At 71.2% G+C, this 10,374-nt stretch carries 12 protein-coding genes and 1 pseudogene; 6 read left to right on the top strand and 7 right to left on the bottom strand.

From position 1 onward, the window contains the following. Positions 1-193 precede the first annotated feature (193 nt). Entirely contained in the window at positions 194-619 is a 426-nt protein-coding gene (arfB, locus tag ACWD2L_RS39685; protein WP_351345862.1) for an alternative ribosome rescue aminoacyl-tRNA hydrolase ArfB, read from the bottom strand. Positions 620-820: 201 nt separating this feature from the next. Here arfB and ACWD2L_RS39680 point away from each other — a divergent pair, with 201 nt between their 5' ends. After that, positions 821-1,396, top strand: coding sequence for a TerD family protein (locus tag ACWD2L_RS39680; RefSeq protein WP_351345859.1), 576 nt, complete (start codon positions 821-823; stop codon positions 1,394-1,396). A 75-nt stretch (positions 1,397-1,471) separates the two neighbouring features. On the opposite strand, the gene ACWD2L_RS39675 is transcribed toward ACWD2L_RS39680, so the two are convergent. Together ACWD2L_RS39675 and ACWD2L_RS39670 are read right to left on the bottom strand one after the other, a co-directional pair. Continuing rightward, positions 1,472-1,720, bottom strand: a complete 249-nt coding sequence (locus tag ACWD2L_RS39675) for a DUF397 domain-containing protein (RefSeq protein ID WP_351345856.1) — start codon at positions 1,718-1,720, stop codon at positions 1,472-1,474. Further along, positions 1,710-2,510, bottom strand: a complete 801-nt coding sequence (locus ACWD2L_RS39670; protein WP_351345853.1) for a helix-turn-helix domain-containing protein — start codon at positions 2,508-2,510, stop codon at positions 1,710-1,712. Before ACWD2L_RS39670 ends, ACWD2L_RS39675 begins: the two co-directional genes overlap by 11 nt. A gap of 191 nt (positions 2,511-2,701) precedes the next feature. On the opposite strand from ACWD2L_RS39670, the gene ACWD2L_RS39665 reads away from it, so the two are divergent. After that, on the top strand, positions 2,702-3,028 hold the full coding sequence (locus ACWD2L_RS39665; protein ID WP_351345850.1) for a hypothetical protein: 327 nt from the start codon (positions 2,702-2,704) through the stop codon (positions 3,026-3,028). An 80-nt stretch (positions 3,029-3,108) separates the two neighbouring features. On the opposite strand, the gene ACWD2L_RS39660 is transcribed toward ACWD2L_RS39665, so the two are convergent. The 3 genes from ACWD2L_RS39660 to ACWD2L_RS39650 all read right to left on the bottom strand — a co-directional run bounded on the left by ACWD2L_RS39660 (position 3,109) and on the right by ACWD2L_RS39650 (position 5,548). Next, on the bottom strand, positions 3,109-4,236 hold the full coding sequence (locus ACWD2L_RS39660) for a YncE family protein (protein ID WP_451193647.1): 1,128 nt from the start codon (positions 4,234-4,236) through the stop codon (positions 3,109-3,111). Next, complete coding sequence (locus ACWD2L_RS39655) at positions 4,233-4,835, bottom strand: ankyrin repeat domain-containing protein (RefSeq protein WP_351345847.1); 603 nt, start codon at positions 4,833-4,835, stop codon at positions 4,233-4,235. The genes ACWD2L_RS39660 and ACWD2L_RS39655 overlap by 4 nt, the downstream gene beginning before the upstream one ends. Before the next feature lie 143 nt (positions 4,836-4,978). Further along, entirely contained in the window at positions 4,979-5,548 is a 570-nt protein-coding gene (locus ACWD2L_RS39650; RefSeq protein WP_351343475.1) for a GlcG/HbpS family heme-binding protein, read from the bottom strand. 203 nt (positions 5,549-5,751) lie between these two features. On the opposite strand from ACWD2L_RS39650, the pseudogene ACWD2L_RS39645 reads away from it, so the two are divergent. The 3 genes and pseudogenes from ACWD2L_RS39645 (at position 5,752) to ACWD2L_RS39635 (ending at position 8,298) form a co-directional block, all read left to right on the top strand. Next, positions 5,752-7,036, top strand: a pseudogene (locus tag ACWD2L_RS39645) (sensor histidine kinase). A 29-nt stretch (positions 7,037-7,065) separates the two neighbouring features. Further along, positions 7,066-7,698: a response regulator transcription factor gene (locus ACWD2L_RS39640; RefSeq protein ID WP_351343474.1), complete on the top strand. Its 633-nt coding sequence runs from the start codon at positions 7,066-7,068 to the stop codon at positions 7,696-7,698. 99 nt (positions 7,699-7,797) lie between these two features. Further along, positions 7,798-8,298 carry a hypothetical protein gene (locus ACWD2L_RS39635; RefSeq protein WP_351343472.1) on the top strand — a complete coding sequence of 167 codons (501 nt, stop codon included), beginning with the start codon at positions 7,798-7,800 and terminating at the stop codon, positions 8,296-8,298. A 39-nt stretch (positions 8,299-8,337) separates the two neighbouring features. Here ACWD2L_RS39635 and ACWD2L_RS39630 read toward each other — a convergent pair whose 3' ends face one another. Beyond that, positions 8,338-9,036, bottom strand: a complete 699-nt coding sequence (locus ACWD2L_RS39630) for a pentapeptide repeat-containing protein (RefSeq protein WP_351343470.1) — start codon at positions 9,034-9,036, stop codon at positions 8,338-8,340. A gap of 143 nt (positions 9,037-9,179) precedes the next feature. Between ACWD2L_RS39630 and ACWD2L_RS39625 the strand changes: the two genes are divergently transcribed. Then, positions 9,180-10,364 (top strand): NAD(P)-binding protein, encoded by a 1,185-nt coding sequence (locus ACWD2L_RS39625; RefSeq protein WP_351343469.1) that lies wholly within the window; start codon positions 9,180-9,182, stop codon positions 10,362-10,364. Positions 10,365-10,374: the final 10 nt, after the last annotated feature.

The raw sequence follows: 10,374 nt of genomic DNA, 5'->3' as shown, positions 1-10,374 counted from the left end.
TTCCCCCCCCCGCCGCTCTGCCGTCGGCCCCGGGGGGGTTGGGGGGCGGGGGGGCGGGGGCCCCCCCCCCCGGCGCTCGCCGGGTGGCCGTGGCTGGGCCTGGGGCTCTGCCCCATACCCCGCTCCTCAATCGCCGGAGGGGCTTGATCTGTGCGGATCTGGGCTCGAATGGCAAGCCGGGTGCTTGGTATAACTACCAATCCCGGCCCGAGCGGCCCCGTTTCGTGTCGGAGCGGGCCTTCTTCTGCCGGAGACGACGCTCGTTGACGCCCCGCGAGACACGGGTGGGCCGCCGCACCTTCGGCGGCGGCGCCGTGGCCTCCGCGAGAAGCGCCGCGAGGCGAACCGCCGCCGTCTCCCGGTTCCGCCACTGCGACCGATGCTCGGAGGCCCGTACGGAGATCACCCCGCCCACCAGACGGGACGCGAGCCGCTCCAGGGCCCGCTCCTTCCACACCCGCGGCAGCGCCTCCGTCGCCGCGAGGTCGAAGCGCAGCTCCGCCGCCGAGTCGGACGTGTTCACGTGCTGCCCGCCCGGCCCGGACGACCGCGAGAAACGCCAAAGGAGCTCGGCCTCCGGGAGGACGACCGAACCGCGGATGGGATAAGGACCGGACATGCGTCCATGGTCGCTCGTCCGTACGGTCCACGTCACCCGCATTTCCCGGCCCGGCGGGCCTCCCGTGGCAGCCGGGTAAAGAAAGTAAAGAGACCTGGAACCTTCCCCACCCCTCACGGCGTTCCTAGGGGTACGAGTAGCTTCGGCTGCACACGTACAACCATGTACGTCCGTATTTAACGAGGGAAGGACTCCCGAACCATGGCTGTAAGCCTGTCCAAGGGTGGCAACGTCTCGCTCACCAAGGAGGCTCCGGGCCTGACCGCTGTCACCGTGGGCCTCGGCTGGGACGTCCGCACCACCACGGGTACCGACTTCGACCTCGACGCGTCGGCCATCGCGGTCAACCCCGAGGGCAAGGTCTACTCGGACGGTCACTTCATCTTCTTCAACAACAAGCAGACGCCGGACCAGTCGATCGTCCACACCGGCGACAACCGCTCCGGTGAGGGCGAGGGCGACGACGAGGCCATCAACGTCAACCTGGCGGCGCTGCCGGCCGACGTCGACAAGATCGTCTTCCCGGTCTCGATCTACGACGCCGAGACCCGCACGCAGAACTTCGGCCAGGTCCGCAACGCGTACATCCGCATCGTGAACCAGGCCGGCGGCACCGAGATCGCCCGCTACGACCTCTCCGAGGACGCGGCGACCGAGACGGCGATGGTCTTCGGCGAGCTGTACCGCAACGGCGCGGAGTGGAAGTTCCGCGCCGTGGGCCAGGGCTACGCCTCGGGCCTGGTCGGCATCGCGCAGGACTTCGGCGTCAACGTCTGAGGTTCGTAAGGTGAGTTGAGATCCGACGAAGGCCCCGGCCGTACCCGCGACCCGCGGACACGGCCGGGGCTTTCGTCACGTCCCGGCCCCGATTTCCTGGTCGAAGTTGCCGTCCTTGACCGCGGTGACGAACGCGGACCAGGTGGTCGCTGGGACGAGCAGGGCGGGGCCGTGGGGGGCTTTGGAGTCGCGGACGGGGACGGCGGCGGTCGGACATCCGTCGAGGACTTCGAGGCAGCTGCCCTGATCAGCTCCGCTGTAGCTGGACTTCCGCCAGCCGCTCAGCGCGGAGGCCCGGGGGATGTGGTGCCGCTCAGCTGTCATGGTGCCCGTATTCCTTTGCTGTCGCCCTCAGGAGATCGACCGTCTCCTTCACCGGCAGTGCGCTGCCTAGAGCGAGATCGTATGTGCGCTCGATTCGCCGCACCAGGGACGGCGAGTCCTCGACCCTGCCGGTCAGCAAGCCCTCCACATAGGCCACCGGCGGCTGGTCCTCGAACTCCATGAGCGAGAGCATGCCCTGGAGCAGCATGTAGCCGCCCGCCCCGAACGGCATCACATGGACGCGGATGCGCTCGATGTCGGCCAAGTCGGCGATGTGGGTGAGCTGTTCCGCCATCACTTCCGGCCTGCCGAACGGCCGCCGGATGACCGCCTCGTCCAGCAGCGCCCACAGTACGGGTGCCACCGGGTCCTCAAGGATGTGCGCCCGCTCCAGGCGTGTGACAACGGCCCTGTCACGCTCCGCGTCACTCAGCGGAGGGAAACTCGTGCGCAGCACCGCGTCCGCGTACGCCCGGGTCTGCAACAGACCGGGAACGAAGGACGGTGCGAACTCCCTGACCATGATGGCTTGTTGTTCGAACCGCCGGGCGGCCTCGAAGTGCTCGGCAACCGCCCTGTCGTTCCCCTTGGGCAAGAAGCTGAACAGCACATCCCCCGTGCTCAACGCCAGATCCAGCCGCTTCGCGTCGTCCTGCGACGGGACGCGGCGCCCGGCCTCGATGTGGGCGATGTGCGAACGGGTCATCACTGCCATGTCCGCGAGCGCCTGCTGCGTCAGGCCTGCCGACTCGCGCTGCTGCCGCAGCCAATCACCGAAAGCGTTACCCATGACCTAACTCCCCATGTGACCAGCGGAATTGTCACTCTCTGCCTACTGGAACTCTACGCACCGGCACCCAATTCTGGTCTCAGAACGTGAGATTGCCCGTCACACCCTGGGCGGCCACAGGAAGAACCCCGGCGAGGTTTGTGGGACCTCCCGGGGCGTGGCCAATCTGGCTCAACAGAAAGCCGGTCGACATGAACCAAGCTATCGCCCGCCTCCTGGGACCGCCGACGCCGCGCCTCCTCCCGTGGGCGACCTCGGAGGGCAAGCCCGCCTACCTCATCAGCGACGGCAGCGGCTACCTCTCCCGCGTCGCGGACAACATCGAGAGTGTCCAGCTCGGGATGGCGGACGACCTGCTGGACCACGCGGCGGACATGCTCGCGGACCACACGTCCACACCGGCCCAGCTCCGGTTCCTGCTGGCGCGGATGCGCGAGTCCCTGACCGACGTACGTCGCATCGCGGACAGCCGGGGCGAGCGTCTGGCCGAGCCCGAGTGGGACGAGGAACTGTTGTAGCCACTCAGCACAACAACCCAAAGCCTGCTTCAGTTTCACGCTCACTCGATGCATGAAACTGAAGCAGACTGCCGGGGCGCCTACAGAACCGCGATCCCCAACGGCCGTTCCCCCGCTGCCAGTCTGCGGGTGTCACCGCTGTCGATGTCGACGGCCGTGATGCCGTTCCAGTAGCCGTCGCGGGTGAAGCCGCCGGTGACGTACGCGGTCCCGCCGTCCTCGGAGACGGCGACGTCCTCGTGCGGCCCGTCGAGCGGGATCACCTTCTCCTTGCCGCCGGGGGCACGGACGGTGAGCGAGGGCCCCTCATCCTCGGACGGGTCGATGGGTCCCGTGCCGACGGCGAGGAGCGTCCCGTCGGGAGTGATCGTGACGCCGTGCTGGTGTGTGTTGGCGGTCATCCACTCGATGGTCGAGCGGCCGGTGTCCGGGTCGACCACGACGAGCCTCTCGCCCTCGAAGGGGAAGAGCAGCTTGCCGTCGGAGGGGCGGACGGCGGCGTAGTGCGGCTTCAGCCACGAGCCGAGGCCGCCCTCCGTGCCGTACGGGGCGACCTCGATGCGGCGGGTGTCGCCGCTGCGGGTGTCGAGGACGGTGACGTCGAAGGAGTCGTGATCGGTGGCGTACACCTGGCGCCCGTCGCTCGACACGTCGACGTCGAAGGGCCGCCGGCCGACGGAGGCGGTGTCGGTGACCTTCCCGGCACGGGTGTCGATGGTCTCCAACGCACCTTTCCCATCAGGGACATTGACGCCTACGTACGCGTGCTTGCCGTCGGGCGCGAGGGCGATGCCCATGCCGCCACCGCGGTACTCGCCGTCGGTGACCGGGCCGAGGCCTTCGGTCTCGTACGGGATGAGGGCCTCGCGTTCACGGCTGTCCGTGTCGACGACGGCGACGCCCTCGGCGGTGGCGACCCAGGCCCGGCCGTCGTCACCGACGGCGAGCCCGTACGGGGCGTGGCCGACCTTCACCGAGTCGAAGGCGCCCTTGCCGGGGGCCGGGTCTACGAAGGAGACCGTGTCGGCCCCGAAGTCGGCGACGAGGAGGGTGCCGTCGGGGGTCCTGGCGGCTTTTGGGGTTTCGGTGTCCTGCTTCTTCGCGGGCGAACTCGCTTTACTGGCGGGTGTGTTCGTCTCGGCCTGCATCGCAGCGCACCCGGTCGCGAGCACCGCGACGGCGATCGCCGCGAGGGCCGCGCGCCTCACCGGACGGCCCGCAACAGGCCGGCGATCTCGGCGAAGCCGCGGCGTTCGGCGTGCTCGAGGGGGGTCGTGCCGTCGCCGTCGGGGAGATCGGTGGTGGCGCCCGCCGTGATGAGCAGCTCGACGATCTCCTGGTGCGCGCGGCCGCCGTCACCGAGGATCACGGCCTCCAACAGGGCGGTCCAGCCCAGCCGGTTGACGTGGTCGACGTCGATGTCGGTCTCGCGGAGGACGGCCCGTACGTAGTCGACGTGGCCGCGTTCAGAGGCCGGGATGACGGAGATGCCGCCGAACCGGTTGGTGACCTTCAGGTCGGGCCGGGCGGGCAGCAGGGCGCGCATCATCTCCACGGAGCCGGTGACACCGGTGGCGAGCCACGCGCTGTCGTCCCGGTCGTCCTGGGCGTTCGCGTCGGCACCGGCCGCGACGAGCGCCTCCGCGGCGGCGACGTGATCGTTGAGGGAGGCCAGGAGAAGCGGCGTACGACGGTGCGCGTCACGGGCCTCGACGTCGGCGCCCGCCGCGAGGGCGGCCCGTACGGCGTCGACGTCGCCCTGAGCGGCGGCGACGAGGAGCGTTCGGTTGTTCTCGGTGTGCTGCATGCTGCGACTCCACATCCACCCTGCGCGCCGCAGGGTCGTTCGGTTCGGCAATTTAAGCCCCTGCGGCGATTGAGCAGCGGTCGTGACGCCTCGGGGCTCTGCCCCGGACCCCGCCGCTCAATCGCCGCAGGGGCTTGATTGGCCTAGCCGAGCGCAGCGACGCCCGCCTGGGCGAACTTCTCATCCAGGTCCCCCGAAGGCGCACCGGCGACACCGATCCCCGCGATCGGCGCCTTGTCGACGGAAACCGGCGCCCCACCGGCAAGGAACAGCGTGCCGGGGATGTCCTTCAGGTTCGGCGTCTGCTCAAGCCGCTTCGTCAGCTCGGACGTCGGCGCGTTCCAGGACACCGCGGTGTACGCCTTCTTCACGGCGGACTCCGGCGACTGCGGCCCCGCACCGTCACCACGCAGCTCGACGATCGTGTTGCCGTTGCGGTCGACCACCGCGACGGAGACCTTCTGGTTCTCCTTCTTCGCGGCCTTCAGGACGGCCTCGGCGGCGTCGGTGGCGGCGCCCACGGTGAGGTGCTTGGACTCGAAGGTGTTGCCGGCCTTCGCGGCGGCGGGCTTGGCGGCGGCAGCCTGCGTGGCCGGCTCCGAGTCCGCGGCGCTCGCCGAGTACGCGCCGAACCCGCCGAGGGCGATGGCGGCGGCGAGGGTGGTGCCGGTGACGACGCGGGTGCGCTTCGAGATCTTCTTGGCGTGCTGCATGGGAACGACTCCTGGGTGAAGTGGCTGGGCTCTGCCTTCAACCCTGGGTCCGGAACCGGCCCCCACCCGTCCACGAACCGGCTGGAGGCAGCGTGCCGGGCGGTCGACGGCGGGGTCATCCGATCGGTTGACCCCAGGGGCGTACAACCCGGCGAGAATGGGATTGTTTGCCCAGGTCGACGCCGTGAGGAGGTGCAGGGGCCATGACCCGGAACCGGCCGGAGCGCGCCGCCGACGGCGTCCACCACAGCGACGGCTACGACACCGACATCCGCCGCCTCACCGCGGTCATGCACGCCTCGTTCTTCCTGCTCCTGGCGGTGGCCCTGGCCCGCTTCCTGCTGCGTCACTCGCACGACGGGCGCGCCCCGTGGATCGTCGCGCTCTCCGCGTTCCTGGCGCTCGTGTACGGGACCGGGCTCGTGCGGGGCGTCGCGGAGCGGGCCACGGTCGGGCAGCGGGTGTGGCTGACGCTGGTGGTCGTGGTGTGGGTGGTGCTCGTGGTGCTCGCGCCGAGCTTCGCGTGGTGCGCCGTGCCGCTCTTCTACACGGGCCTGCGCACGCTGCCGACCCGCCCCGCGCTCGTCCTGGTGGGGCTCCTGACGGTGCTCGTCATCCTTGCCCAGCTGCGGCTCGCCGGCCGCCTCGACCCGGACCTGCTGCTCGGGCCGCCGGCCGTCGTGGTGATCGCCACCGCCGTGTTCCTGCAGATGAAAACGGCAGGCCGCGCGGCAGCGCAGGCTCATCGACGATCTGATCCGCACCCGCCGCGAACTGGCCGCTTCCGAACGCCGCGAGGGCACACTCGCCGAGCGGCAACGGCTCTCCATGGAGATCCACGACACCCTGGCGCAGGGCCTGTCCAGCCAGCGGATGCTGTTGCAGGCGGCGCAGCGGGTGTGGGAGGCGGACCCCGGCAAGGCCCGCGCGCATGTCGGCACGGCCGCGTCGATCACCGAGCACAACCTCACCGAGGCGCGCCGCTTCGTGCACGATCTGGCCCCCGCCGATCTCGCGCACGGGCTGCTGGAGGCGCTGCGGGCGGTGGCCGCGCGGGAGTCGGGCGACCGGCTCACCGTCCAGGTCCGCGTCGACGACGACGGGCGCGCGGACCGGCTGCCCGACCGGGTGCGGTCGGCCCTGCTGCGGATCGCGCAGGGCGCGCTGGCCAACGTACGGGAGCACTCCGGGGCGCGTAGTGCCGTGCTCACGTTGACGTTGCTCGACGACCAGGTCGTGCTTGACGTCGCCGACGATGGGCGGGGGTTCGATCCGGCCGCGCTTCCCGCGGGGGCGTCCGGGGTGCGGGGGCATGGGATTCCGGCGATTCGGGCCCGGGTGCGGCAGCTTGGGGGCGGGTTGACGCTTGAGTCGGCGCCGGGCGAGGGGGCGGTGGTCTCCGCGGCGATTCCGTTGACGTCACGGGGCTCCGCCCCGGACCCCGCGCTTCAATCGCCGGCGGGGCTCAATCTGCCGAACCGGGATTGATGTACCGAACTGAACTGGAGCCCACCGTCATGACCACGCCCATTCGCATCCTCCTCTGTGACGATCACGTCGTCGTGCGGGCCGGGCTGCTCGCGTTGCTCGACAGCACTCCGGACATCGAGGTCGTCGGTGAGGCCGGGGCCGGGGAGGAGGCGATCGCGCTGGCCGCGAAACTCCGGCCCGACGTGGTCCTCATGGACCTCCAGCTGGGCGCGGGCATCGACGGCGTGGAGACGACCCGCCGCCTCACGTCGGGACCGGCGCCCACCCCGCACGTCCTGGTTCTGACCACGTACGACACCGACGCCGACATCACCCGCGCCATCGAGGCGGGCGCGACGGGCTATCTGCTCAAGGCGGAGCGGCCCGAGGAGCTGTTCGCCGCGATCCACGCGGCCGCGGAGGGCCGCACCGCTCTCTCCGCCCCGGTGGCCAGCCGCGTGATGGCCAATATGCGCAAGCCACGGCCCACCCTCACCGACCGCGAGCGCGACATCCTCGCCCAGTTGGCGCACGGCATCGGCAACCGGGAGATCGCCAAGGCCCTGTTCATCAGCGAGGCCACGGTCAAGACCCACCTGGGCCGGATCTACGACAAGCTCGCCGTGGACACCCGGGCAGGCGCCGTCGCGGTGGCGAAGGAACAGCGCCTGCTGCCGTGAGGACCGGGGTCCGCTGCCGTGAGAAGCGGGGCCCGCTGCCGTGAGGACCGGGCCACGGCTCCGTGAATCCGGCGCTCCCGCCCGTGACACCATCTCTACGTGCTCGACATCGGTTACGCCCTCTCCCGCCGCTTCCCGGACCCGCCGCAGCTGGACTACCAGCGCGCGGACGTCCGTACGCTGCGCCACGACCTCTTCTGCGGCGACGTGTACCTGGCCGACACCAAGGCCGACCGGGAGCTGTCCACAGCCTGGGGGTGGGTGCCGGTGCTCGACTTCGCGTGGGCGCTGTGCGACATCGTCGAGCAGCTGGACCGGGACCCGCGCGGCAGCCGCTCCGCGACCCCGCAGCACGCGGAACTGGACTTCACCGAGTCCAGCGACTGCATGCTCTTCGAGCGCCGCTTCGGGTGGGTGGACATCGCGGCCGACTGGATGCCGACCGAGGAGCCCCCGCTGAACTTCTCCCACTCCGCACTGCGCCGCGAGGCACGGGACTTCCTGCACGACCTGCTCGCCGACCTCACGGACCTGCACGAGGGCCTGGCCGACAACCCGGCCCTGTGGGACCTTCAGGCCCGCTTCCCCCGCATCCCGTAACCGCATCCCGCAACCGGCCCCGTACCGACCAAAGCGCGCCTACTCCACCCGCACCCCCAGCTCCGCCGCGAACACCCCGGCCAGGTCCATGAGTTGGGTCGGCGAGATCACCGCACCGCCCAGCCGGTCCACGCCCCGCGCGATCCCCAGCTCCGCCGCGTCCCGCAGGTCGACGTCCGTCAGGGTCGCCGCCGAGAAGTCGACGCCCTTCAGCACGCAGCCCGCGAACTCCACCCGCTCGAGGCGGGCGCCCCCGAAGTCCGGCTCCAGCAGCACGCATCCGTCGAACACGACGTCCTTGAGGCGCGCCTTCCGCAGGTTCAGGTAGTCGATCTTCCCGCCCTTGATCACCACCCGCTCCAGTGCCGCCCCGTGCAACTGCACCCCGCCGAGCCGGGCGTCGACCACCTCCACGTCCCGCAGCGACGCCCCCGCCAGGTCCGTGCCCACACCCCGCACGTCCCTCAGCACGGAGTCGATGAATCTGGCCCGCGCGAGGCCCGCCTCGTCGAGCGCGCACGCCTCCAGCGCGCAGTCCATGAACCGCGCCCCGACCCCCGCCTCCCCCGCGAAGTCGACGTCGCGGAACTCCACCCCGTCGTAGTCCCCGTCGGGTTCGAGGCCGCGCCCTTCCCACGGCGCCAACGGAGGCAGCCGCACCTGCGGCCGCCGTGCCTTCTTCACCTTCGCCGCGGCCGATCCCGCGGACCGACCCGTTCCACCACGCCTGTCGCTCATGACCCCATGCTGCCCGCCCCCACTGACAATCCCCGCCCGCCCCCAAGACCTGCACAAACCGCGCGATGTCACATCCGCGCCCGCCCCACACGTCGTACCCGTGAAGGCCGCCTCGAGCCACCCGACGACGTACGGAGTACCCCATGCGCCACCCCACCCCCGCCCTCACCGTCATCGGCGGAGGTCTCGCCGGTCTCACCGCCGCGATCACCGCGGCGGAGGCGGGCGCGCGCGTCACGTTGCACGAAGCGCACCACACCCTCGGCGGCCGGGCCCGCACCGCCGAGGGCCCCTACCTCACCCACGAAGGCCCGCACGCCCTCTACAACGGCGGCCCGCACTGGACCTGGCTGCGCCGGCGCGAGCTGCTCGGACCGCTCGCCCCGATCCCGCCGCTCGAAGGCGCCCGGCTGCGCTTCCACCGCGACGGCGCCGTGCACCGCACCCCGCCCGCCGCCCTGCTCCGCCTCCTGCGCCACAGGCCCGAACTCGCCCCCGTGGACGAGGACTTCACCACCTGGGCCACCCGCGTCGCGGGCCCGCACGCCGCCCGCGCCGCCGCCCACTACACGGCCGTCGCCCTGTTCCACCACGACCCCGGATCGCTCTCGGCCCGCTTCGTCCAGGAACGCCTGCGCCGCACCGCCAAGGTGCCGCCCGAGGCCCAGTACCCCGTCGGCGGCTGGTCCTCGGTCGTCGACCGGATGGCGTCCCGCGCCTGGAACCTCGGCGTACGCATGGAGACCCTCAGCCGGATCGACACCCTGCCCACCGACACCCCGGTCGTCGTCGCGACCTCGCTCGACGCGGCCCGCCGCCTCCTCAAGGACGACTCGCTCGTCTGGGACAGCGGACGTACGACGCTGATCGACCTGGCCGTACACAGTCGGCGCGGCGACGCCTTCGCGGTGTCGGGCCTCGACTTCCCGGCCTGGATCGAACGGTTCACCGCGCAGGACAAGTCCCTGGCCCCGCACGGCGAGAGCCTGATCCAGGGCCAGGTCCCGATCGCGCCCGACGAGTCCAAGGCGGACGGTTCCGCGCGCGCCGACGGCCTGTTCGACCTCGCGTTCCCCGGCTGGCGCGAGCGCACGACCTGGCGCCGCGACGCCCTCGCCCAGGGGCGCACGGGAGCGCTCGACCGCCCCGGCACGACCTGGCGCGACCGCCCCGCGATCGACCGCGGCGAGGGCGTCTACCTGGCGGGCGACATGGTGGCGGCGCCCGGCGTGCTCTCCGAGGTCTCCTTCACCAGCGCCATCGAGGCGACGACGCTGGCGTTGCGGCGGCCCGCCCTCACCCGCGGCCTCGACCTCAACCGAACGTGACGTCGAAGAC

The sequence above is a fragment of the Streptomyces sp. NPDC002754 genome (assembly GCF_053592315.1).
Note: the sequence above shows the minus strand (reverse complement) of the source record. Positions and strands in the feature narration are given on the sequence as shown.